Origin of the sequence: Hymenobacter sp. 15J16-1T3B (genome assembly GCF_020711235.1) — a bacterium.
Classification (GTDB): Bacteria; Bacteroidota; Bacteroidia; order Cytophagales; family Hymenobacteraceae; genus Solirubrum.
The window spans coordinates 18,066-42,026 of the sequence record NZ_JAJFAV010000016.1 but is presented as its reverse complement, the minus strand read 5'-3'; the positions used below and the strand labels follow the sequence as shown (position 1 = coordinate 42,026).

12 protein-coding genes and 2 tRNA genes are annotated in these 23,961 nt (G+C 67.0%); 8 read left to right on the top strand and 6 right to left on the bottom strand.

Going from position 1 to position 23,961, the window contains the following annotated elements; all coding sequences use genetic code 11:
* Positions 1-95: 95 nt before the first annotated feature.
* The 3 genes from LJ737_RS22030 to LJ737_RS22020 all read left to right on the top strand — a co-directional run bounded on the left by LJ737_RS22030 (position 96) and on the right by LJ737_RS22020 (position 4,424).
* Positions 96-1,766 carry a beta-helix domain-containing protein gene (locus tag LJ737_RS22030; RefSeq protein WP_227768920.1) on the top strand — a complete coding sequence of 557 codons (1,671 nt, stop codon included), beginning with the start codon at positions 96-98 and terminating at the stop codon, positions 1,764-1,766.
* Between the two features lie 175 nt (positions 1,767-1,941).
* A complete protein-coding gene (locus tag LJ737_RS22025; RefSeq protein ID WP_227768919.1) occupies positions 1,942-3,159 on the top strand; it encodes a glycosyltransferase in 1,218 nt (405 codons plus the stop codon).
* On the top strand, positions 3,156-4,424 hold the full coding sequence (locus LJ737_RS22020; RefSeq protein WP_227768918.1) for a lipopolysaccharide biosynthesis protein: 1,269 nt from the start codon (positions 3,156-3,158) through the stop codon (positions 4,422-4,424). The genes LJ737_RS22025 and LJ737_RS22020 overlap by 4 nt, the downstream gene beginning before the upstream one ends.
* A gap of 123 nt (positions 4,425-4,547) precedes the next feature.
* Here the strand turns inward: LJ737_RS22020 and LJ737_RS22015 are convergent, their stop codons facing one another.
* Positions 4,548-5,369, bottom strand: a complete 822-nt coding sequence (locus LJ737_RS22015) for a class I SAM-dependent methyltransferase (protein WP_227768917.1) — start codon at positions 5,367-5,369, stop codon at positions 4,548-4,550.
* Between the two features lie 204 nt (positions 5,370-5,573).
* On the opposite strand from LJ737_RS22015, the gene LJ737_RS22010 reads away from it, so the two are divergent.
* From LJ737_RS22010 to LJ737_RS22000, 3 genes are all read left to right on the top strand, one after another.
* The gene (locus LJ737_RS22010) at positions 5,574-6,131 is read left to right on the top strand and encodes an RNA polymerase sigma factor (protein WP_227768916.1); all 558 of its coding nucleotides are present in this window, start codon (positions 5,574-5,576) and stop codon (positions 6,129-6,131) included.
* Complete coding sequence (locus tag LJ737_RS22005) at positions 6,128-7,861, top strand: porin family protein (RefSeq protein ID WP_227768915.1); 1,734 nt, start codon at positions 6,128-6,130, stop codon at positions 7,859-7,861. Before LJ737_RS22010 ends, LJ737_RS22005 begins: the two co-directional genes overlap by 4 nt.
* Before the next feature lie 137 nt (positions 7,862-7,998).
* Complete coding sequence (locus tag LJ737_RS22000; RefSeq protein ID WP_227768914.1) at positions 7,999-10,761, top strand: T9SS type A sorting domain-containing protein; 2,763 nt, start codon at positions 7,999-8,001, stop codon at positions 10,759-10,761.
* Between the two features lie 135 nt (positions 10,762-10,896).
* On the opposite strand, the gene LJ737_RS21995 is transcribed toward LJ737_RS22000, so the two are convergent.
* Positions 10,897-11,886, bottom strand: a complete 990-nt coding sequence (locus LJ737_RS21995; RefSeq protein ID WP_227768913.1) for an AAA family ATPase — start codon at positions 11,884-11,886, stop codon at positions 10,897-10,899.
* A 212-nt stretch (positions 11,887-12,098) separates the two neighbouring features.
* On the bottom strand, positions 12,099-19,247 hold the full coding sequence (locus LJ737_RS21990; protein WP_227768912.1) for a T9SS type A sorting domain-containing protein: 7,149 nt from the start codon (positions 19,245-19,247) through the stop codon (positions 12,099-12,101).
* Between the two features lie 431 nt (positions 19,248-19,678).
* Here LJ737_RS21990 and xrtX point away from each other — a divergent pair, with 431 nt between their 5' ends.
* Together xrtX and LJ737_RS21980 are read left to right on the top strand one after the other, a co-directional pair.
* Positions 19,679-20,206: an exosortase X gene (gene xrtX, locus LJ737_RS21985; protein ID WP_227768911.1), complete on the top strand. Its 528-nt coding sequence runs from the start codon at positions 19,679-19,681 to the stop codon at positions 20,204-20,206.
* Positions 20,193-20,711 (top strand): XrtX-associated membrane protein, encoded by a 519-nt coding sequence (locus LJ737_RS21980; protein ID WP_227768994.1) that lies wholly within the window; start codon positions 20,193-20,195, stop codon positions 20,709-20,711. Before xrtX ends, LJ737_RS21980 begins: the two co-directional genes overlap by 14 nt.
* 70 nt (positions 20,712-20,781) lie before the next feature.
* Here the strand turns inward: LJ737_RS21980 and LJ737_RS21975 are convergent.
* From LJ737_RS21975 to mutS, 3 genes are all read right to left on the bottom strand, one after another.
* Positions 20,782-20,864 (bottom strand) — tRNA-Leu (locus LJ737_RS21975).
* A gap of 60 nt (positions 20,865-20,924) precedes the next feature.
* Positions 20,925-20,997, bottom strand: a tRNA-Gly gene (locus LJ737_RS21970).
* Positions 20,998-21,249: 252 nt separating this feature from the next.
* A complete protein-coding gene (mutS, locus tag LJ737_RS21965) occupies positions 21,250-23,922 on the bottom strand; it encodes a DNA mismatch repair protein MutS (RefSeq protein WP_227768992.1) in 2,673 nt (890 codons plus the stop codon).
* Positions 23,923-23,961 lie beyond the last annotated feature (39 nt).

Sequence of the window (23,961 nt, the reverse complement as noted above, 5' to 3'; positions counted from 1 at the left end):
ACGGCGGCAATGAAACGATAACGCTTTTTCTACCGGGGCGGGGCGGGCTGTGTCGGACCTTCGCAGCGTCAAATCCGACTTCCATTCCGCTTGTTATGAAAAAGCTTGTACTCCCCGTTCTGCTGGCCCTGACTGCTGCTGCCGGCTTTGCCCCCGCGGCCCTGGCCCAGACCTGCACGTCCACGCCCGCCAGCGCCATCGTTACGGTACCAGCCAGCACCATCACGACCAACACCACCTGGACCAACGACAAAATTTACGTGCTCGACGGCTTCGTGTACGTGGACAACGGCGCCACGCTCACCATTCAGCCCGGCACCATCATCAAGGGCAACCTGGCCACGAAAGGCTCGCTCATCATCCGCCGCGGCGCCAAGATTGACGCCCGCGGCACGGCCGCCCAGCCCATCGTGTTCACCTCGAACCAACCGGCCGGACAGCGCGCCGCCGGCGACTGGGGCGGGCTGATCATCTGCGGTGCGGCGCCGCAAAACCTGGCCGGCGACCCGACCATTGAGGGCGGCGTGGTGGCCAACTTCGGCGGCAACAACCCCGCGGACAACTCGGGCTTCCTGCAGTACGTGCGCATCGAGTTTCCGGGCGTGGCCTTCCTGCCCAACAACGAAATCAACGGCCTGACCTTGGGCGCCGTGGGCTCGGGCACCACCATCGACCACGTGCAGGTATCCTACTCCGGCGACGACTCTTTCGAGTGGTTTGGCGGCACGGTGAATGCCAAGTACCTGATTGCCTTCCGCGGCACCGACGACGACTTCGACACCGATAACGGCTACTCGGGCAAGGTGCAGTTCGGCGTATCCCTGCGCGACCCCGCCGTGGCCGACTTTGCCTCGGGCGGCGCCTCGAACGGCTTTGAGTCGGACAACGACGTGAACAGCTCGACGGCCACGCCGCAGACCTCGGCCGTCTTCTCCAACATGAGCGTATTCGTGCCCTCGGGCACGCTGGCCACGCCCTACGCCAACGCCATGCACATCCGACGCAACTCGTCGATTAGCATCTTCAACTCGGTGTTTGCCGGTCACCCCTGGGGCCTGCTGCTCGACGGCTCGACCACCCAGGCCAACGCCGCGGCCGGCACCCTGGCCCTGCAGAACAACGTGCTGGCGGGCTTCGCCACCAACCGCAAGGCCCGCGTGAACAGCGGTGCCACCTACAACGCCAAGCAGTTCTTGGGCGCCACCAACGACACGACGCTGTCGGTGGCCGGCCTGCTGCTGGGCGCGAACAACTTCTCCATGGCCTGGAACACCAACTTCCAGCCCCAGGCCGGCTCGCCGCTGGCCAGCGGTGCCGCCTTCACCAACGCCAAGTTTTCGGGTGACACCTTCTTCGACCGCGTGAGCTTCCGCGGGGCCTTTGCCCCGGCCGGCGCCACCGGCACCGGCACGGCCAACTGGGCCACCGGCTGGACCAACTTCGACCCGCAAAACTCCTGCTACAGCGCCCCCGGCGCCGTGCTCTCGGCCAAGGACGAGGTGCCGCAGCTGAACCGCCTGGGCGTGTACCCGAACCCGACGGCCGGCGCCGCCACCCTCGCCTTCGAGCTGCTGCGCCCCGCCGCCGTGACGGTGCGCGTGCTCGACGTGACCGGCCGCACCGTGGCCGTGCTCACGCAAGGCCAGCGCCTGAGCACCGGCCAGCAGGAGCTGGCGCTGCCCTCGACGCTGAAAAACGGCCTCTACACCGCTCAGGTACAGACCGAGGAGTCGAGCCAGGCCGTGCGCTTCGTGGTGTCGAAATAACCGCTGCTTACCGCCTACGCTTACCTAGTATCGTTATCCACCAGCGCGGCGGTCCGCTTCCGAAAGGAGGCGGGCCGCCGTCGTTTTCGGGCCCGCGCGGCCGGGCGCCGCGCCGATTCCGCCGCTGATTGCCGAACTTGCTTCTTCGCCGCCTTCTCGCGGCCCCGCCCACCCCATGCCCGACCCGCCGCTGCCCCGCGTGCTCATGCTGCCCAAGTGGTACCCCCACCGCTACGACGACCAGGATGGCGACTTCGTGGCGCGGCACGTGGCGGCCATTGCCGGGCACGCGCCGGTGGCGGTGCTGCTGGCCACGGTGGCCCGCGGCCCGTTGCCCCGCCTGGCCGTGTGCGAGGCCGACTGGGACGGGCCCTGGCCAACGCTGCGCTACTACTACCGCGCCCGTATCACCGGCTTGGCCCCGCTCGATAAGCTGCTGAAGCTGCTGCTGTACTTTGCCTGCGTGGCCCACGGCTACCGGCAGCTGAGCCGCCGCTGGGGCCGCCCGGCGCTGGTGCACGTGCACGTGCTGCTGCGCACCGGCGTGGCGGCCTGGCTGCTGCGGCAGCTGACGGGCATTCCCTACCTCGTGACGGAGCACTGGACGCTATACCTGCCCGAGCGCAGCCACCTCATTGGCCCCGCCCGCCGCTGGCTGACGCGGCTGGTGGTGCGCGGCGCGGCGGCGCGGCACACCGTGTCGCAGGCGCTGGGCGCGGCCATGACGGGGCTCGGCTTCAGCAACCGGCGCGAGGTAGTCATTGCCAACGTGGTCGATACCGAGCTGTTCCGGCCGGCAGAAGCGGAGGCCGCCCTGCCGGACCCGCAACGCCCGCTGCTGCACGTGTCGGCTTTCCACGACTCCGTGAAAAACCTGTCCGGCGTGCTGCGCGTGGTGGCCGCCTTGCGGCGGGAGCTGCCCGGCCTGCGCCTGTGCGTGGCCGGCTACGGTCCCGACGAAGCCCCGCTGCGCGCCTACGCCGCCGAGCTGGGCCTGCTGGCCGACGGCACCGTGACGTTTTTGGGCAAGCTCCCCCACCCCGCGGTGGCCCGCCAAATGCAGCAGGCCGCCGCGCTGGTGTCGTTCAGTCGGGCCGAAACCTTCGGCTGCGTGCTGCTGGAGGCCCGGGCCTGCGGCTGCCCGGTGGTGGCCACCCGCACCGGCGGGGTGCCCGAGCTGTTCGAGCCCGTTGGCGCCTTCGGCTTGCTCGTGGCGCCCGACGACGAAGCCGCCCTCACCGCCGCTTTGCGCCGGGTGCTCACCGGGCAGCTGCCGCTCAGCCCCCAGCAGCTGCGCGCCGACGCCGACGCGCGCTGCAGCCCCGCCGCCGTGGGCCGGGCCTTTGCCGACTTGTACCGGGCCGTTCTGGGCGCGCCCGCCGCTGCCCGATGAACCTGCCCCGCCTGCTGCATACGTTCGGGGCCCGGCTGGGCGTGGCGCTGCTCAACTTCGGGGTGGTGTGGCTGACGGCGCGCTACCTCGGCGCAGCCGGGCGGGGGCAGGTTAGCCTGTTCGTGACGGATATGGCCCTGAGCCTGCTTTTCATCGGCCTGCTCGGCGGCTCCTCGCTGATTTACCTCGCGCCCCGGCGCAGCGTGTGGCACCTGCTGCTGCCCGCCCTGGCCTGGGCGACGGTGGTGTGCGCGGCGGGCAGCGCGGGCATCTGGCTGTGGCGCAGCACCGGCGGGGTATATGCGGCGCACCTGTTCGGGGTGTCGTGGCTGCAGGCGGCGTTTTCCATCGTGACGCTGCTGCTGCTGGGCCGCCGCCAGGAACACAGCTACAACTACCTGAACCTGGGCCAGGCCGCGCTGCTAACGGCGGCGCTGGCGGCGGGCTTCCTGGGCTTGCAAGTGCGGCAGCTGGCCGTGTACTGGTGGGCCAGCTACCTGGCCTACGGCCTGCCCCTGCTGGCGGCCCTGCTGCTGCTCGCGCGCCAGCCCGACCGGTGGCAGCGCCGCCCGGGAGAGCTGCGCGAAGTGACGCGCGAGTTGGCCGAAAACAGCCGTGGCGCGCACCTGGCCAATATTCTTTCCTTTCTCAACTACCGCCTGAGCTACTATTTCCTGGCGGCGTTGGCCGGCACCACCGCTCTGGGCGTGCTGTCGGTGAGTGTGGCGCTGGCCGAGGCCATCTGGCTGATTCCGCGTTCGGCCGCCCAGCTGCAGTACGTCGACGTGGTGCACGCCGACGACAAGCAGGCGCAGGCCGGGGCCCTGGCCCGCACGGCCCGCCTCACGCTGCTGGCCACGGGCGCGGCGGTGCTGGTGCTGGCCTTGCTGCCCCCGGCCCTGCTGGTGGCCGTGTTCGGGCCGGAATTTGGAGCGGCACGGCCGCTGCTGGCCCTGCTGGCGCCGGGCGTGCTGGCCTTCAGCCTGAACATGCTGCTGAGCAGCTACTTCGCCGGCCTGGCCGCTTACCGCACCAACAACCTGGCTACCGGTGCCGGCTTGATCGTCACGCTACTGGCCAGCGCCCTGCTCATTCCGCGCTTCGGGGCGGCCGGGGCAGCCCTTAGCTCCACCCTATCCTATTTCACCTCCACCGCTTGGCTGCTGCTGGCCTTCCGACGCCACACCGGCATCGGCCTGGGCCAGCTGCTGCCGGGCCGCGCCGACCTGGCCGGCTTGCCGCAGCTGCTGAAAACCGGGGCGTAAGGGCCGAACGTAGCGCCGACTTGCGCTGTACCTATGTTGGTGAAGGTCCACTCTCGCGTTACGCTGAACCGCCGCCAGAATCCGAATGCAACGCGCATAGCCGATGCGTGCTACGGCAGGGCGCTATTGCTCCAAGGGCCGCACGCTGACTTCGAAGGCGGCGGGCTCGGCAAAGCGGTTCGGGGTGCTAGCGGGCAGGAGCGAGGGGCTGTAGAGGGCGCAAAGCGAATTGCCGACGGCATAGAGCTGCCCGGGCGCGGTGGCGGGCAGCCCGTCGAGGATGCCGCTGAGTACCTCCCAGCGGGGCACGCCGGGCTGCCGGGCCGCGTCGTGCCACACCACCACCGATTGGGGGTGCAGCAGCTCTTGAAACACGCGGGCGGTGTCTTCGCGCACGGCTTCGTAGCTGTGGTCACCGTCGATAAACACCACGTCGAAGGGGCCGAGGCCGCGGTAGTCGAAGGTGGCGGAATTGCCGTGCAGGTGCGTCACGTTGGGCAACGGCCGCGAGAAATGCCCGTGCAGGCCGATGTAGGCCTCGGGCAGCTTGAGGCGGCGCAGCTCCTCGTCGGAGAGGTTGAGCGTGTGCACCGAGGCGGCCACCTCGGCCACGGCGGCGGCGCTTTCGCCCCGCCAGGTACCGATTTCGAAGTACGTGGCCGCCGGGCCGGCGCGGCGCACCAGGGCGCGCAGCAACAGCAAATCGGTGGGCAGGGAGCCGCCTTCGCCGAAGGCAAAGGGCCGCAGCACGTCGCCGCCCGGCGGCAGCAGCGGCCGCAGCGGCGTGACGGGCAGGCCGCCCTCGGGCGTGAGCTGCCAGCGGGCGGCGTGGCGCAGGGCCCGCTGTTGCCACTGGGCTTCGTCGGCGGTGAGCACCACGTTGAGCAGCCAGGGGTTGCGCACGAGGCTGCCGAGGGCGCGCAGGGTTTTGGAAAGACGGGACACGCTTCGGATTAGGCTAATAACGAACTGCAAAGCTAACGGCCCGGGGCATTTGCGGGCACGGCCGACCGGCAACTAATTGTAGCGCGGCGCGTGGCCCGAGCGAGGCCACGGCGTATTTTTAAAAATTTTCGACCCGCACCGGCAGCCTTTTGCCGCGGCGGCTTGTCTGCGCCCCGGACGCCCCGCCCGGGGCGCGTGTTTTCAATGCCGGTTTCTCCCGACGACCTCGACGACCTGCTCCGGCGCTGCCTGCGCCACGAGCCGGCGGCCCAACGGGCGCTGTACGCCCGCTACGCCAGCAAGATGCTGGGCGTGGCGCGCCGCTACGCCCGCTCGGTGGCCGAGGCCGAGGACATTCTGCAGGACAGCTTCGTGAAGGTGTTCACGCGGCTGGCCGAGTTTCGGGGCGAAGGCTCGCTGGAAGGCTGGATTCGCCGCATCGTTGTGACGACGGCCATCAACCACTGGCAGAGCGGCAAGCTGCGCCGCCAGCACCTGCTGCTGGAAGACGTGGCCGAGCCCGCCGCCCCCGAGGCCACGTCGCTGGACCGCCTGAGCGTGGCCGAGGTGCTGGCCTTGCTGGAGCAGCTGCCCGACGGCTGCCGGCTGGTGCTCATGCTCTACGCCATCGACGGGTACACGCACGCCGAAATCGGGGAAATGCTCGGCATTCAGGAAAGCACGTCCAAAGCGCAGCTCAGCAAGGCGCGCAAACAACTGCTGCTGCTGCACCAGCGGCAAATCAACTACATCCGGCCATGATCGAGGAAGAGGAAAATAGCCACCTGGACGAGTCGCTGCGCCACGTGTTCAGCGACTTTCACCTGCCGCCCGGCGAAGGCGTGTGGGGCGACATCGAGCAGCAGCTGGGCGACGGACCCGCGGAGCCGCCGCGCAAGCGCCGCCGGCCGCTGCCGCTGCCCCTGCTGCTGCCGCTGGCTCTGCTGCTGGGCTTGGTGGGCGGCTGGCTGCTGCCGCGCCCCGGCACCACGTTCCGCACCGCGCAGGTAGCGTCTTCGGCGGGGCGGTCCTCGGTGGTGGGTAGCTCGTCTGCTGCCCTGGGCCAGCGCCAGGCGGCGCAACCCCTGCCCGCCTCGGCTGCGCCCACGCTCGGGGCGGCGGTGCCGGCCGCTACGGCTGCGGCGCAACCGGCGCCGTTGGCGCAGGCCACGACGCAGCACCACCTGAGCGCCTCGCAGCTGGTTCGCGGCGCCATAGTGCCCTCGGCAGGCTCGCCAGCGGGGTCCCCGTTGCCGACCATACTGCTCGGGACGGCCCACGATTCGGTGCGCAGCGCGCAGCCCGCCGAAACCCAGCCCACTGGTTTGGTGGTTACTGCGCGAGGTCTGGCTACCGATTCGGTGCCGGGCGTGGTGCGGCCCCTGGTGGCGCTGACGCGCGCTTCGCTGGCGCAGCTGCACGATACGGCGGCACCGGCCGAGTCGCGGCAGCTGGCGCTGGTGCGCTCCTTGCGGGCCGAAAAGAGCGAGTTGCTGCGCCTGCAGCGCCGCGTGGATAGTCTGCTGCTGGCCTTGGGGGCCGTGCCGCTGGCCAACCCGCAAGCCCAGGCCGCCGCGCCGCTGCTACCGGCGCCCGATACCGTGCAACTCCAGCCGCGGCGCCGCTGGAGCCTGCTGCTCGCGGCCACGCCCGAGCAGAACTACCAACAGTTTCAGGCCGCGGGCACCGACACGCTGCAGGCCCTGCGCCGCAGCCAGGAACGCGGCCGCCGCGGCGTGAATGCCATGTTGCTGGCCGAATACCGCCTCGACAACCGCCTGAGCGTGGGCTTCGGGCTGGGCTACAACCGCACCGGCACCGAGCTGCGCGTGGCCGAGCGCCGCACCGACATCGGCGTGCGCTACGATACGACGCTGACGCACACGGTGAGCGTGTTTACGAGCATCAACCAAACCTATTCCATCCGCCTGGAGCAGATTCCGCAGCTCAACCCGGTGTTCAACCCGAGCGGGCAGGTGATTCGCTACGACACCGTGTTCATCACCCGCCCCGACACGGTCTTCACCACCATCGTGCAAAACGACACGGTGCGCACCACCAACAAAACCGTGACACCCCTGCTCGACAAGCGCACTACCACCACCTACAAAACCCTTACGCCGACGTATCACTTCGCCACCTTGCCCTTCTTGCTGCGCTACCGCCTGACCGCGGCGCCTGACTCGCGCTGGTGGGCCGACGTGGCCGTGGGCGGGCAGTTTCAGTTCTTCTTGGGCGGCTCTCAGCTGGTGACTGAGGACGGGCGCACGTTCCGCACTGAGCGCGTGCGCGTGGCCGAAGGCCCGTTCCGGCCGCTGAACCTGTCGCTGACCGGCAGCCTGGGGGTGAACTACGCCCTGCTGCCGCGCCTGAGCCTGAGCCTGGCGCCGACGCTGCGCTGGCAGGCACTGTCGGTGTACAAACCCGAGACGGGGCTGCGGCAGCGCAGCACGGCCACGGGCCTGCAAATCGGGGCGCGCTGGCAGTTCTAAAACTTTTTTCGCCGACCTGGGAAGCCTTTGACGGGCGGCCCCGGTCTGGCTAACCGAACGGAGCAAGCGGCGACCGGCCGGCGCGGCTTGCTTCTCCATCCGGCTCCGCGCGGCGGGGCGCTATTCTCCTTTTGGTGATGAAACTACTACTCCGAATTAGCTTATTGCTGCTGGTGCTGACCGGCGGAGGCCGGGCCGGGCGCGCGCAGCAAGTCAACTGGGTGCGCCAGATTCCCAACTTCGTCAACTTCGGCCAGGGCGTCGCTTCCGATGCCAACGGCAACGTGTACACTTGCTCGCAGTACGAGAATACCGTTCACTTTTGGGGCCACAACTGCGACGGCAGCCCCAACAACCAGAACGACTACGACGCTCTGCTCACCCGCTTCGACGCCAACGGCGACGTGGCCTGGGTGCTGACCGCCAACGGCACCGCCAACGAAGACTTCAGCGAGCTGACCCTCAACCCGGCGGGCAACATTACAGCCATCCTTACCCTGCAGCAAAGCGCCCAGGGCCCCACCACGGGCGTTGGCATCACGCTGGACGGGCACGTGATACCGGGCTTCGGGCGCTACCTGCTCGAAATCAGCCCGGCTGGTCACGTGCTTTCCGTTGCCAGTCGGCCGCTGCCGGCTGGGTTTTATTCCAGCTGGCCCGGCTCCGACCCGGCCGTGGATGCGCAATTCAACAAGTATTACTTCTCGCAGGACTCGCTCATCGTGAAAATGGCGCCCGACGGGACGTTGAGCCCGGTTGTGGCTTTCCGGGGCACCAATCTTTCCTCGGGCCCTATCACCTACGTGACCGTGTACGACCTGACGATAGGCCCGCAGGGCGACATCTACGGGGTGGGCAGATTGTCCGGCACGATGACCATCGACAACGGGACGACCAGCGTGCCGGTGTCGGGCCAAAGCTCCGCCAGCTCGGGCTCGGTGCTGGCGTTTCGCATCAGCCCCGCCGGCACCGTGCGCTGGGCCGTTACCACGGCCACGCAGGGCCACTTGGGCATGGCCATTGGCGTCGATGCGGCCGGCGACGCGTACATTATGGCGTATGCGTTCCAGCGAGTCAGCGCGGTGCAGCTGGGCTCCCTGAGCCTGACAGACGCCAACAGCGCCTTCGTGGCCAAAATCTCGGCGGCGGGTCAGCCCCAGTGGGCGCGGGGCGTGAACGGCACCTGCGGCACGGGCGGCTGCGCAGGAGCACAGTTTGGCCTGGCCGTCGATGCAGCCGGCAACTGCTACCTGAACGGCGCCAGCCCCGCCAGCACGCTAACCATCGGTGGTACGGCCGTGCCGGGCACCGGCCAGCAGTACGTGGCGGGGTTCGATGCCGCCGGTACGCTGCGCTGGGCGCGGCGGCTGAATGTGACCCATACCGCCCTCAATGGTTTCGGCGTACAGCCCATCACCCTGAACAACGGGGCTCTGTACATCCTGGGCCGGGCCCAGGCGGGCGCCGCGTTTGATCAGCAAACGGCCCTGCTGACCGGCCACACCCTCATCCGCCTCGACCCGAACCTGGCCAGCGTGGGCGGCACCGTGTACCTCGACCAGAACGGCAACGGCGTGCGCGACGCGGGCGAAGGGCCGTTTCCGCAGAGCGTGGTGGTGAGCGAAACCGGCCAGCAGCTGCACTACAACACCAACGCCACGACCGGGCAGTACTACACCTTCGGGCAGCCCGGCGCCTACGCGCTGGCGCTGGGTGGCTTCTCGCCGCACTACGCCGTGAGCCAGCCCGCGGCCGCTACCCACACCGGCACGTTCCCGACGGGCGGGCAGGTCGTCAACAACCTCGATTTCGGCCTGCGCCCCCTGGCCAACCACCCCGACCTGCGCGTGAGCCTGACGCCCTACGGCAACGCCCGGCCGGGCTTCGTGACCAAGTACCGCCTGACGGTGGAAAACGTGGGCACTACCACCGTGGCCGCTGGTACGGCCAGCGTTACGCTCGACGCCCGCGCCAGCTACGTGGGCAGCAGCCCGGCGGCCACCGTGGCCGGCCGCACCCTCACTTGGAACTACGCCAGCCTGCCCCCGTTCGGCCGGCAAATCTTCGACGTGCAGTTCAGCGTGGCCCTGAACGTGGCGGCGGGCACCGTGCTCAGCAGCTCGGCCGAGGCCCTGCTTCCCGGTGACCTAGTCCCGGACGACAACACGGCCACGACGCCGCAGACGGTTACCAGCTCGTTTGATCCGAACGACATTGCCGTCAACTTCACCCAGCTGTCGGCCCAGCAGATTGCCGCCGGCCAGCCGCTCGACTACACCATCCGTTTCCAGAACATGGGCACCGACACGGCCTTCACCGCCGTGCTGGAAGACACGCTGCTGGCCTCGCACCTGATGGCCGGCTCGGTGCAGCTCATTGCCCAGTCGCACAACTGCCAGTGGACGCTGAGCGGCCGCGGCGTGCTGGCGGTGCGCTTCCCCAACATCAAGCTGCCGCCGCGGGCCACCAACGTCATTGCCTCGCAGGGCTTCGTGCGCTTCCGGGTGCGGCCCCAAGCCACGCTGACCGCCGGGGCCATCATTCCCAACTCAGCCCGCATCCTCTTCGACTACAACGCCCCGGTGCGCACCAACACGGCCACCACCACCGTGCTGCTGCCCACGGCTGCCCGCTCGGGCCAGTTGGCTCTGGCGTGGGAAGCCTACCCTAACCCCGTAGCCGATGCGTTGACCATCAGCGCCGACCTGCCCGCTGGCAGCCGCGTCACCGTGGAGCTGCTCGATGCCCTCGGCCGCCCGGTACGGCAGCAGCCGGTGGCCGTGCCCAGCGGGGCGCTGCGCCACACGCTAGACGTGCACGAGCTGCCCGCGGGCCTGTACCTGCTGCGCCTGCGCACGGCGCAGGGCCTGTCCACTTCCCGCTCGGTGGTGCGCCAGTAGCCGATACTTCCACTTTTAGCTACCCGGTTTATTCTTTACGCGCTGTTCTTATCTACTGCCAAAAGCCCGCGCCACCGGTATGGCGCGGGCTTTTTTATGAGCACGTCGGCGAAATGTCGTTTGAAATTCAGCGCCCTAGCTGATGGGCACTTTGCGCAGCATGGCCTCGATGAGGTCCTGGGTGCGCACGCCGTCGGCTTCGGCCTCGTAGGTGAGCATGATGCGGTGGTTGAGCACGTCGGCGGCCACGTCCTTGATGTCCTCGGGCAGCACGTAGTCGCGCTCATCGAAGAAGGCCACGGCGCGGGCGGCCCGGTGCAGGGCAATGCTGGCGCGCGGACTCACGCCGTACTGCACGTACTGGGCAAATTCGGCCAGATCGTACTCGGCGGGCTTGCGCGTGGCGAAGACCAACTCGATGATGTACTTCTCTAGCGTATCGGAAATCTGCACCTGGTTGATCAGCCCGCGGATGCCGAAGATGTCCTCCTTGGTGAGCACGGCCTGCACGTCGCTGGAATACGAGAGGTTGGCCATGCGGCGCATCACCTCCAGCTCCTCGGCCTTCTTGAGGTAGTCGACAAACACCTTCATCATGAACCGGTCGACCTGCGCCTCGGGCAGCGGGTACGTGCCCTCCTGCTCCACCGGGTTCTGGGTGGCCAGCACCAAAAAGGGCAGATCCAGCGGAAACGTGGTTTCGCCGATGGTCACCTGCTTTTCCTGCATGGCCTCTAACAGCGCCGACTGCACCTTGGCCGGGGAGCGGTTCACCTCATCGGCCAGCACCAGGTTGGAGAAGATGGGGCCTTTCTTCACCTCAAAGTCCGACTTGGCCTGGTTGTAAATCATGGTGCCCACCAGGTCGGAGGGCAGCAGGTCGGGGGTGAACTGCACGCGCTGAAAATGCAGGTGCAGCACCCGGGCCAGCGTGCTGATGGTAAGCGTCTTGGCCAGGCCCGGCACGCCTTCGAGCAGGATGTGCCCTCCGGTGAAGAGGCCGATGAGCAGGCGGTTGAGCATGTACTGCTGCCCGACCACCACCTTGCCAACCTCGGCCGTGACCTGCCGGATTTTCTGCTGGTAGTGCTGGGTAAGGTCGGCGGGGGCAAGAGGCTCGGGCATGGGAAAAACGCTAGGCAGACGGCTAAAATACGTGATTGACGCCGCGCCACGGCCTGCCCGGCCCGCAAAAAAGCCCGCAGCCCTGGATTTTTCGCCTCGCCTGCCCTACCGAACGGGTCCTCTGGACCGCGCGGGAGTTCGGGCGGCGCGGCCAAACAAAAAGCCCCGCCGGTAGGACCGGCGGGGCTTTTGGCAGTAGGCGTCAGGGCCCGTTACTCGCGCACGATGCGGCGGGTGTCGGTGCCCCCTTCGGTCACGGCGCGCAGCAAGTACACGCCCCGGGCCACTTGGCTCAGGTCGATAACCTGCTGGGTCTGGCCGGCGGCCACCTTGTGGGTGTACACCACGCGGCCGGTAGCGTCGAGCACCGTCAGCTCCACCGCCTTGGTGTAGCCGCTCAGCTGCAGCGTGAGCTGGCCGTTGGGCGTCGGGTTCGGGAACAGCGTCAGCGAAGAGCCGGCCAGCGGCTTGCTGTTGGCCGTTACCGTCAGCGCGGCCGAGGCCGGCGAAGCGCAACCCTGGGCCGAGGTCACCACCACGGTGTAGGCACCGGGGCTCGTCGTGCCGTTGGCGGTGTAGGTCTGGCTCGTGGCGCCCGTAATGGCCGTGGTGCCCAGGTACCACTGGTAGCTACCGCCCGTGGGAGCGGCGCTGGCCGTGAGCACGGCCGTGCCGGGCGCGGCGTAGCGTACCGTCACCGTCGGCTGGGCCGGGGTGGGGTTGATGGTCACCGTGGCCGTAGCCGTTACCGGGCCGCAGCCACCGGCCGCCGCCACCGTGTTGGTCACGGTGTAGGTGCCCGCCGTCGAGGTAGCCAGGTTGATGGCGCCCGTCGTGGCGTTCAGGGTCAGGCCCGTGGTCGACGAGAACGTGCCGGCCGTAGCGCCGGTGCCCAGCGTAGCGGCAATGCTGCCGGTGGCGCCGGCGCAGTTGCTGCCCGTAGCCGGGTAGCTAAACGTGGCGGTGGCCGGAGTGTTCACGTCCACCTGAATGGCCGTGCGCGTGGCGCTGGCGCATTCGCTCGTTACGCGCCAGTTGTAGAAGAAGTAGTAAGTCGTCGACGTACCGCTGATGTAACCGTTGGTGATGCTCACCAACCCGCTCGGCGAGGTGTACGGGAAGCCGCCTACCGCCGACTCACGCACCAGCGAGGGGCTGCTTACGGCAATCAGGCGCATGCCCGTGCCCGCCGGGATGTTGAAGTTCAGCGGTACGGTGAAGGCCACCGGCGTGGTGCTGTTGCCCGCCGGCACGGCCACCGTAGCCGTCAGGCCCGGAATCAGCGTACCGGTGTTGTCCTGCACCTGCACCACCATGCTGCCGGCGGTGCTCGTCGGGTACACGTCCACCGAAGTCAGCGTAAAGTCGCTGGTGGCGTCAAACACGAGGCCATAGTTCGAGGCCGTGGTGTTCGACGTCGACGTCGGGGCCGGGCGGCCGGTCGTTTCGTTAACGCCCGCAAAGGCTTCCACGAAGTACTGGCGCGAAGCCGTCAGGGCCGGCGTGGTGAACGAGCTGCCCGTGGCCAGGGCCGTGCCGCCGGTAGCGGCGTCGAAGAAGCGCAGGCTGGTGCCCGTGGGGGCCGTGGCCGTCAGCGTCGCCGTATTGCCCGAGCACACGGCCACCGGGGTGTTGGTGGTCGTCACCGTCGGGTTCGTCACCGTGATGGTGAGTACGTTGCTGGTAGCCGCCGTTTGGGCGGAGCAGCGCACCTGGGCGCGGTAGTAGGTCGTGGCCGTCAGCACCGGGGTGGTGAAGGAAGCCGACGTAGCGCCGCTGATGTCGGTGAAGGTCGTGTTGTCGGTCGACTGCTGCCACTGCACGCTGCCGTTGGCGGCACCGGCCAGGGTTAGCGTGGTCGTGCCGCTTACGCACACGTTGCGGCGCGAAGCCGTGGCGGTGCCGGCCACCGGCGCGGCCACCGTGCGGGTCACGGCGGGCGTCAGGGCGTCGTTGCTCGTGTTCAGGTCACCGGTTACTGTCGCCGTCAGGGCGAAGGAGTAGGTGCCGGCGGCGCTCATGTCCAGCGTGCCGGTCAGGGTCACGTTCTGGGTAGCACCCACGGCCAGCGTGCCCGTCGACACGGTGCCGGTCAGCGTCTGCGAGCCGGCCGGCGTGGTCACCACGGCCGTTACCGTCGCGGGGTTCACGGCGAAGTCCAGGGCTTGGGTGCCTTCGTTGCGCACGGTCACCGTCACGGCTTCCGCGGTCGAGTAGCAGCCTTGGGTAGCCGTGGGGGCCGCCAGGGCGGTAGCCGCCAGGTCGATGGCCACCGGGCTGTTCACGCGCACGTTGTCCACGTGGAAGTCGTAGTCCGGCGTATCGTTCACGGTGCCTTCCGAAGCGAAGAAGGCCACGATGATCTGCTGGCCGGCGTAGGCGCCCAGGTTGATGCTGTAGCTGGTCAGCGAGCCGTTGGAGGGCTGGTTCGCGGCGTTGAACTGGGCAAAGCCCGGAATGCGGGTGAAGGTCAGGCCGCAGTCCGTGGAAATGCGCACTTCCGCGAAGTCGTCGGTACCGGTCATGCCGGCCGGGTCGGCGCTGGACGAGTTGTAGTCCGACAGGCCCGCGTCGAAGGTCAGCACCGTCGAGCTGGTGGCCAGGAATTTCGGCGACACAATCCAGTCGTTTTTACCCAGATCGTACAGATTGATCTTGGCCGTGGTGTTGCCAGTCGGAATAGTGCCGCTGGTCCAGGCCGCCGTCGTGCCGGTGGGCACCGTGGCGCCGGTGGCTTCCGTCCAGCCCGGGAATACCGTGCTCAGGTTCGAGCCGGTGAAGCCGGTGAAGGTCACCACCTGGCCTTGCACGGCCGTGGCCGTCACGGTCCGCGTGGCCGTCAGGTCGTTGTTGCCGGTGTTGGCGTCGCCCACCGTGGTGGTGAGCACCGCAAACGAGTACGTGCCGGCAGCCGTCATGTTCAGCGTGCCGGGCAGGGTCACCGTTTGGGTTGCCGCGGCCGCCAGCGTACCGGTGTTCACCGTCGTGGTGAAGGTCTGCGTGGTGGCGTCGGGCTTGGTCACGGTCACGGTTACCGTGGCCGGGTTGACCGCAAAGTTCAGCGCGTTGGTGGCGTTGTTGCTGATGGTCACCGACACGGTTTCGGTGGCGCCGTAGCAGCCGGCGGTAGCCGGGCTAGCCAGGGCCGTGGTTGCCACGTCGATGGTGGCCGGCGTAAACTCGTAGGCGCCGATGTCGGGCGTGGTGCCGCGGGTGGTGCCGGTGTAGTCCACCGTTATGCCCGTGGTGGTGCTGCCCGCGCTGTTGAGGGCTACTGCCGTCGGCTTCAGGTCGTACGGCACGGTCGTGGTCTGCGCAAAGTCCGGGTTCACGCTCACCGAGTTGGCTTCCTGCCCGGTGGCGGTGCGCCAGTCGGCCAGGGTGGCGTAGTCGGTGCCGTTGAGGCGGCCGATGCGGGCCGCGCCGGTGGCCCCGGGCGCCACGAACAGGTCGTTGTTGTCCAGCGTGCTGCCGGTAACGTTGGCGCCCTGCTCGTAGTGGGCGTAGAACGGCGTGGTGGTCGTGCCGCCCGTCGCGTCGATGATGCTGAAGATGTTGTTGCGCACGTCGAGGTTGGTCGACGTGGACGTCACGCTCGGGTTGCCGTTGCTAAACGCGGCCGAACCGGCCGTGCCGCTGGCGGCGCTCAGCTGCCCGCTCAGGTACACCGTGTTGAAGTACACCTTGTCGCCGTAGCCGGCGTTCAGGTTGATACCGGCCGTATTCCAGGTCGAGCTGGTAGCCGTGGAGTTGATGTTGTAGACCAGGTTGTTGTCTAGGCGCAGGGCGCTGGGGTTGGCCGCCGTCGAGAGGTTGGTCATCAGCGTGTTGATGGCCCATACCTTGGTGGTGCTCGTGCCCGTGTACGAGATGTTGTGCACCGAATTGCGGCTCACCACGGCGCTGCGGCTGTCGGCCACGTAAATGGCGTAGACGTTGGTGCTGCTGGCGCTGATGACGTTCTGCACCTCGTTGCGCGTCACCGAGGGCGACACCGCGTTCGAGACGTAGATGCCCCACTGGCCGATGTTGCTGGCCGTAGCGGCCGTCACCGGGCCCACCACGTTGTCGGCAATGACAAGGTTGTCCATGCCGCCGGCCGACACCACGGCCGAGCCGAAGGTGTAGATGCCGTAGTACACGCCGCGCACGTAGTTGTTCTGAATGGTCACGTTGTCGTTGTCCGGACCGTTGCCCACGTAGATACCGAAGCTGGTATTCGTGTTCAGCGCGCCCACCGTGTTCAGGTTGCGCACCGTGATGTTCTGGTTGCCCGGGCCGGTGGTGGCCGTGCTGATCAGGCCCACGTTGTAGGTGCCGGTGGCGGTACCGGTGGTGGTCAGCGTCAGGTCGCGCGTGGTGCCGCCGGCCGTGTTCGAGCCGTCGATGATGATGTAGCGCGCGTTCGAGAGGGCCAGCACCGAGGTAGTCGAGGTGATGGTGCTCGTCACCCCCGTGTTCGGCTTGATGGTCAGCGTGTTCGTGGCGCTGGCGTCGGCGTTGTTGCCGAGTACCAGCGGGAAGGTTTCACCCGTCGAGTAGCTGGCGTCCAGCAGCGCGAAGGTGACGGCGCCGCCCAGGGTGTTGTTGTTGTAGGCAGTAAAAGCGGCCGTCAGCGTGGCGTAGGTGCGCGTGGGGTCGGGCGAGGTGCCCGTGCCCACGTAGTAGGTGCCCGACAGCGCGCCCTGAATCAGGAACTGGTACACCGTGTTCGGCGTGGTGGTGCCGGGCGGCGTGGCGCCGCTGCCCCCCGCCGGGTTGGTCGATACGTTGCCCGGCACGTCCTGCGCCGCCACGTAGTACTGAACCGGGTCGAAGCCCGTCACGCCGCCCACCAGCGAGTAATCGAAGGTGAAGGTGTAGCTGTTGCCGCTCACCGTGGTGGCATTGACGAATACGAAGGCGCCGGTCGTACCCTTGCGGAAGTACAGGCGCGGGGCATTGGTGCCGGTAGCCACGCCGCTCGGATCCACGATGGTCACCACCAGCGTGCGGTTGGTCGTGCTCGGGGTGTTGCCCAGCGGGGTAAAGGTGATGCTCGGGCCGCTCAGGTCCTGCGGCGTAAACGTGCCTTCGTCGGCGCCCAGGTCGGGCGTGGTGGTATTGCGCGTGTCGCCGTCGAAGTCCACCGTGATGCCGCTGATGGGCGTGCCGCCGCTTTCAATCTGCGTAGCCGTGTTCGGGCTGATGTGCAGGAAGGTGGTGGCCGTGCCCGTGGTGCTCACGAAGGGCGGGTTTTCGGTTACCGACTGCTGCTCGCGCGAGCCGATGTAGGTCTTGTAGGCCGCCAGCGTCTGCTGGGCGTTGGCCAGCGTGGTGGTGCCCTCCACGTAAATCACGCGGTTGGCGGCCGGCGTGCCGGCGTAGTAGAGGTTGTTGTTGGTGGTGCTAGCCAAGCTGCTGCCCGGGGCGCTGGTGTAGCGCAGGGCCGCGGTGGCGCCGGTAGCGCCGGGCGTGGAGTTGTTCACCACCACGTTGTTGCGCAGGTCCACCACGGGCGTGGTCGAGGCTACGTAGATGCCCGAGCTGCCGAAGGTGGTCGTCGAGGTCGACGCGGCGTTCAGGTACACCGTGTTATAGTACAGGTTCACGGTGGTAGCCCCGCCCACGTACACGCCGCCCAGAGCGGCGGTGCCGGTGGCAGCCGGCGCCGTCACGTCCCCGATCAGGTTGTTGCTGGCCGTTACCGTGGTGCCCGAGCTGATGTAGAGGCCGTAGGCCGTGCCGCCCGTGCCCGATACCGTCAGGCCGTAAATCTTGTTGCGCGATACGCCCACCGTGGCACCGGTCAGGGTATAGATGCCGTACACCGTACCCGCCACGCTGCTGCTCAGCCCGCCGATGACGTTCTGGGCGTAGGTCTTGGTGGTAGTTGCAATGGGGTTGGAGTAGATGCCGTACACCACCGACGAGGTCGAGGTGGTCGTGCCCGTGATGCTCAGGTTGGTGATGGTGTTACCCGTCACCACTTCCGAGGTCGGCGAGCTGGTATCCGTGTAGCCGTAGAGCGAGGCGCTGCTCGTGCCCGACGAGGCAATGGTGTTGTTGTTGATGGTGTTGCCCGTCACCGTCACCGCCGCCGTCAGGGCCTGGATGCCGTACATCGTGCCGCTGGTGCTGGCCGTCGACCCGCCTTTGGTGTTGCCCGTCAGCTGGTTGTTGGTGATGTTCAGCGTGGCGGGGCTGCCGCCCGAAATCATGTAGAACGAGCTGGTGCCCGGCACGGTGTTGTTGCTCACCGTGTTGCCCGAAATCGTCACCGTGCCCGCCGCGGCCGAGTTGTAGATGCCGTAGAACGTAGCGGCCGTGGCCGTGGCGTAGGTGCAGTTCGTCACCGTGTTGCCGGTGATGTTCACCGTAGCCGTCGACGAGCCAATGCCGTTCTCGATGCCCGACATCTGCGACGTGGTAGCGCCGCTGGCCAGCGTGATGGTGTTGTTGGTGATGTCGATGCTGGTGGCCGCCGAGCCCGCGTTGGCGTAGATGCCGCGGATGGTCGCCGTCACCGTCGAGGCCGCCACCGGCGTCGAGGCCGTGGCCGACGTGTAGTTCAGCGTGCTGTTGACGGTGTTGTCCGAGGCCTTGAAGCCCGTCTGGTAGTTGGCCCCGATGCCCCAGGCCGAAGTCGTCAGGCTACCGAAGTTGCCGATGGTGTTGCCGGCCGCGGCGCCCGCGGGCGTCAGGCCCACTTGGTTGTTGGTGTCGTAGTTGCCGGTGGTCGACGAGGACGAAGCCGAGAAGTCGATGCCTTTCGCGGCGTTGCTCACCACGTTGCCGTACACCAGGTTGTTGGAGTTGGCGCCGGCCGGGCTGGTGGCCGCCACGGCCGTGCTGCTGGCCGTCGTGAACGACACGCCCGCAATGCCGATGGTGGCCGTGTTGGTTTTGTTCAGCGTCACCACGCAGTTGCGGATGATGTTGTTTTGGCTGCCGTCGGTGGCCGAGGCGCGCATCAGCGCGTAGCCAAACTCCATCTGCGTGGTGGCCGTGGTATTGGCCGCGTTTTCCGCCACGTCAATGCCGTCGAAGGTCACGTAGTCCGCGCCCGAGAGGCGGATGACGCCGTCGAGGCTGGTGCTGGTGCCCACGCCGGCCGTCAGCAGCGGGTTGGCGCCCGTCCCCGATTTCTGGAAGACAATCGGGTTAGCTGCCGTGCCGGTGGCGGTGATGGTCAGGTTGGCTGCCGTTTCGGTGTAGCCCGCGGCCACGTTAAACGTGACGCCGCCCGCGCCAACGCCGGCCGTGTTCAGGTCGGTGATGGCCGCGCTCAGCGAGGCGTAGTCACCAGGAATGGCCTTGGTTCCCGTGAGCTGGGCCCACGCCGACGAGCTGCCCAGCAGGGTTAGCAGCAGCGCTGCCAATACCCGCGGCAACCAGTTTCCGGCGCCAGCCCCCGCGAACCGGCGCAGCCCAGCAGGCTGCGCAGCACGTAAAGGTGTGTGCATGAAAAAAGGGTTAGGTGGTAAAAAAGAGGGAAAAGCGAAAAGCCAGCCCTCCACCCGCAAGCAGGCCGCGCCGGACCATAGGTCAGGTGACGGTCGACTACGCAGGCGGGCAGCTAGCCAGTAATGTAAAGCACTGAAAGAGAGATTATCCGACTAATCGGATTGGGCGGGGGGAATTTCCTGGAAAGCTACACAATGGTTTTATATTTCCCCGTAGTTTATATTGAAATTCGCCTAACGTTCAACTTTACCCGACTAGCCGCAGCCCCGAATCGACCGGACCGCTCCCATGATTATGTGGCCGGGCGCGCTAGCAAGTGCCGCGTTTCCGGTGCTAGCTTTACCTCATGCAAGCTTACGCGACCAATCCCCGGCTGCTGCGCCGCTTCCTGCTCACCGCCACTGGCCTTTACCTGCTCTGGTTTTTCGGCTATGAGCAGTGGCTGCGCCCCCTCGGCCACCTCGATCAAGCCCTTTCGCTCAACATTGCCGCCGCCAGTGCCGCCACCCTGCGCCTGCTGGGCTGGGCCGGCGCGGCCGCCGGGCGCACCGTGTCGGTCGATGGACAGGAGGCCGTATTGGTCTTCGACGCCTGCAACGGGCTGGTGCTGTACGCCCTGTTCGTGGGGTTTATCGTGGCGTTTCCGGGCGGCGGCTGGCGCCGCAAGGTGCCGTTCATGGCCGGCGGGGTCCTGCTGATTTACCTGCTCAACATTCTGCGCGTTGGGGCGCTGGCGCTGAATCACCTCTACTCGCGCAGCACCGTCGATTTCAACCACCACTACACGTTCACCTTTGTCGTGTACGGCTGCATTTTCCTGCTCTGGATGCTGTGGGTGCGCCGCTACGCCGTGCAACCCCATGCAGCTGCCTGAGTTGTCCCGCCCCCGCGCGCTGCCCTGGGGCACGCGGCTGCTGCTGGCGGGCCTGCTGGCGGCCCTGCTCTTCTGGGTCGGCACGTACGACGTCACTGTCTTTACCTGGCTCACCGCCGGCTGGCAGCGTATCTTGGCCGCCATCGGCCTGAGCGACCTAGTCCAGCACATCCAACAAGGTATCAGCGGCCAAGTGACCACCCGTAGCCTGCCGGCTATGCTCACCTACGGCCTGGCCTACACCGGTATCTGCCTGCTGATACTGGCCCTGCTAGTGCCGCGTCGCGCCGTGCGCACCGCTCTTGGCCTTTACCTCGCTGTATTCGCGCTGAGCGCACTGCTGCTGCTTGGGGGCAAGCTTGCCGGCGACGTCGCCTGGGCGTACCAGCTGGGCCGGCGCCTCATCGACTTTATCGTGTCGCCCTTGCCGGTTATTGCCTTGGTGCCGCTGCTACGCTGGCACTACGCGGCTGCTCAGCCCGCCGCCCCAGACGGGCCGGAGTAGGTGGCAGCTACGGCAACCACCAAACGAGCGCGGCCCCTCCGCCGGTGGCAGAGGGGCCGCACTTATGTCGTACCAGAGACGGGACTCGAACCCGTACTTCCTTGCGGAAAAGGGATTTTAAGTCCCTCGTGGCTACCATTACACCACTCTGGCCTGTGCAAAGGGCTTGCACAAAAATAAAAAAGGATGTTGCCGAAGCAGCATCCTTTCTTGAGCGGGAGACGAGGTTCGAACTCGCGACCTCGACCTTGGCAAGGTCGCGCTCTACCAACTGAGCTACTCTCGCTTGAGGTCATCATTCACCGTGCTGGCGAATTGATGACACAAAGGTAACGCAAGAATTTCTGAAGTCAAGCCCCGGCGCTCATTTTTTCCGCAGCAAAACCGCTTCCTTTTCATTCTCAGGCACTTTTTTTCAAATCATTCTCTAAAAAGAGCAGCAAACTTAACCGTTCTGGGAGGCATCCAGAAGTCAGTTGACTGGAAATAGTGCTGCGGTGCGCAGTTAAGGTCACCGACGAAAGCCCAATGTTGGGCGCTAGCTTTTGCGACTGAGGGCCAGCTTTAGTTCGTTGAGCTTTAGCAGGGCTTCGATAGGCGTGAGCGTGTTTACATCGAGGTGCTGCAACAAGTCGCGGATGCCTTCCAAAACCGGGTCGGCGGGCTCGAACATGCTGAGTTGCAGCGTGGGGCGCGGGGCGCTGGCCGTGGCGACCGGGCGGGCGTGGGGCTGGGCCTTGCCGTTGCGGCTTGGCTTTGCCGTTGCATCGGCATCGATCAACTCGGCCTCCTCCCCTACCCCTTCTTCGGCGCCGACGCTGGTGCGCTCCTGCTCCAAATGGTGCATGATTTCGTTGGCGCGCAGCACCACGGCGGGCGGCATGCCGGCCATGCGGGCCACGTGAATGCCGAAACTGTGCTCGGAGCCGCCTTCTTGCAGCTTGCGCAGGAACAGGATGCGGCCGTCGGCTTCCTTCACGGCCACGTTGTAGTTGCGCACGCGCGGGCACTGCTCGGCCAGTTCGTTCAGCTCGTGGTAGTGGGTGGCGAACAGCGTTTTGGCCCGGGCCTTGGGGTGATTGTGCAGGTGCTCCACGATGGCCCAGGCAATGCTGATGCCGTCGTAGGTGCTGGTGCCGCGGCCGATTTCGTCCATCAGCACCAGGCTGCGGTCGGAGAGGTTGTTCAGGATGGAGGCCGTTTCGGTCATTTCCACCATGAAGGTACTCTCGCCCTTGGAGAGGTTGTCGGAGGCGCCGACGCGGGTGAAAATCTTGTCGATGACGCCGACATGGGCGGCCTGGGCGGGCACGAAGGAGCCGATCTGGGCCAATAGGGCAATGAGGGCCGTCTGGCGCAGCAGGGCCGATTTGCCGGCCATGTTCGGACCGGTGATAACGACGATTTGCTGCTCGTCGCGGTCGAGGCGGATGTCGTTCGGGATGTACTGCTCGCCGGGGGGCAGCTGCCGCTCGATAACCGGGTGGCGGCCCTGGCGGATGTCGAGCAGGCTGCCGTCGTCGACGGTGGGGCGCACGTAGCGGTGCTGGCGGGCGGTGCTGGCGAAGGAGGCCAGGCAGTCGAGCACGGCCACGGTACGGGCGTTCTGCTGCACCTGGCTCACAAACTCGTTGGCGGTCAGCACCAGCTCGTCGTAGATGCGCTGCTCGATGACGAACAGGCGCTCCTCCGCGTGCAGGATTTTCTCCTCGTAGGTTTTCAGCTCCTCGGTGATGTAGCGCTCGGCATTCACCAAGGTCTGCTTGCGAATCCACTCCGTGGGCACCTTGTCCTTGTGGGCGTTGGTGACTTCGAGGTAGTAGCCGAACACCTTGTTGTAGGCCACTTTCAGCGAGCTGATGCCGGTGTTGCGCTGCTCCCGCTGCTGCAGTTGCAGTAGGTAATCCTTGCCGGTGTAGGCAATGGCGCGCAGCTCGTCCAGCTCCGCGTCGATGCCGTCGAGGATGAGGTTGCCCTGGTTGGTGAGCACGCCGGCGTCGGGGCGGATCTTGCTTTGGATTTCGCGGCGCAAGGTGTCGCAGGGGTTGAGCTGATCGGCCAGCTTCTGCAGGGCGCGCACGCCGCTGGCGTGCAGCAGCTCGCGCATGGGCGCCAGGGCTTCGAGGGCACGGCTGAGCTGCAGCAGCTCCCGCGGATTCACGCGGCGCACGGCGACTTTGGAAATCAGGCGCTCCAAATCGTTGATCTGGCGCAGCTGGTCGCGGATGGCTTCCAGCAGCTCGGATTGCTCGTGCAGGGCCTGCACCGTGTCGAGGCGGCGCTGAATCTGGGCGGGCTCCTTCAGCGGCAACACCACCCACTTGCGCAGCAGGCGGGCGCCCATGGGCGTGAGGGTCTGGTCGAGTACGTCGATGAGCGGGACGCCGCCGGCGTGCTGGGCCGAAAGCAGCTCCAGGTTGCGCACGGTAAAGCGGTCCAGCCACACGTACTTGTCTTCCTCCAGGCGCCCGATGCCGTTGATGTGGCCGATGTCGTTGTGCTTGGTTTCGGCCAGGTAGTGCAGGATGCAGCCGGCGGCGATGATGCCGTCGGTCAGGTTATCGACGCCGAAGCCCTTGAGACTGGTGGTCTTGAAGTGGCGCGTGAGCGTTTCGTGGGCGTAGTCGCCGCCGAACACCCACTCGTCGAGGGCGTAGGTGCAGAAATCGGGGCCAAAGGCGGTTTCGAAGTCGCGGCGGCTGTTTTTGCAGAGCAGCACCTCCGAGGGCGCAAAGTTTTGCAGCAGCTTGCCGAGGTAGCCCATGTCGCCCTGGGCCACGAGGAATTCGCCGGTGCTGATGTCGAGGAAGGAGATGCCCGCCTGCTGCCCGCGGCCGAAGTACACGGCAGCCAGGTAGTTGTTTGAACGGCGCTCCAGCACGTTGTCGTGCAAGCTCACGCCGGGCGTCACCAGCTCGGTAATGCCGCGTTTGACGAGTCCTTTGGCCTGCTTGGGGTCTTCGAGTTGGTCGCAGATGGCTACGCGCTGGCCGGCGCGCACCAGCTTGGGCAAGTAGGTATCGAGCGAGTGGTGCGGGAAGCCGGCCAGGGCGGTTTCGGCCGAGGTGCCGGCGCCGCGCTTGGTTTCGACGATGCCCAGGATGCGGGCGGCCGTCACGGCGTCCTCGCCGAAGGTTTCGTAGAAGTCGCCCACCCGAAACAGGAGCAGCGCGCCGGGGTGCTGCTGCTTGAGCTGGTGGTACTGCTTCATCAGCGGGGTATCGGCCACGGGGGCGGGGCCGAGGGTGCC

Coding starts and splice junctions, on each gene's coding strand:
- LJ737_RS22030 (WP_227768920.1), top strand. CDS start 96: ATGAAAAAGCTTGTACTCCCCGTTCTGCTGGCCCTGACTGCTGCTGCC.
- LJ737_RS22025 (WP_227768919.1), top strand. CDS start 1,942: ATGCCCGACCCGCCGCTGCCCCGCGTGCTCATGCTGCCCAAGTGGTAC.
- LJ737_RS22020 (WP_227768918.1), top strand. CDS start 3,156: ATGAACCTGCCCCGCCTGCTGCATACGTTCGGGGCCCGGCTGGGCGTG.
- LJ737_RS22010 (WP_227768916.1), top strand. CDS start 5,574: ATGCCGGTTTCTCCCGACGACCTCGACGACCTGCTCCGGCGCTGCCTG.
- LJ737_RS22005 (WP_227768915.1), top strand. CDS start 6,128: ATGATCGAGGAAGAGGAAAATAGCCACCTGGACGAGTCGCTGCGCCAC.
- LJ737_RS22000 (WP_227768914.1), top strand. CDS start 7,999: ATGAAACTACTACTCCGAATTAGCTTATTGCTGCTGGTGCTGACCGGC.
- LJ737_RS21995 (WP_227768913.1), bottom strand. CDS start 11,886: ATGCCCGAGCCTCTTGCCCCCGCCGACCTTACCCAGCACTACCAGCAG.
- xrtX (WP_227768911.1), top strand. CDS start 19,679: ATGCAAGCTTACGCGACCAATCCCCGGCTGCTGCGCCGCTTCCTGCTC.
- LJ737_RS21980 (WP_227768994.1), top strand. CDS start 20,193: ATGCAGCTGCCTGAGTTGTCCCGCCCCCGCGCGCTGCCCTGGGGCACG.
- mutS (WP_227768992.1), bottom strand. CDS start 23,922: ATGAAGCAGTACCACCAGCTCAAGCAGCAGCACCCCGGCGCGCTGCTC.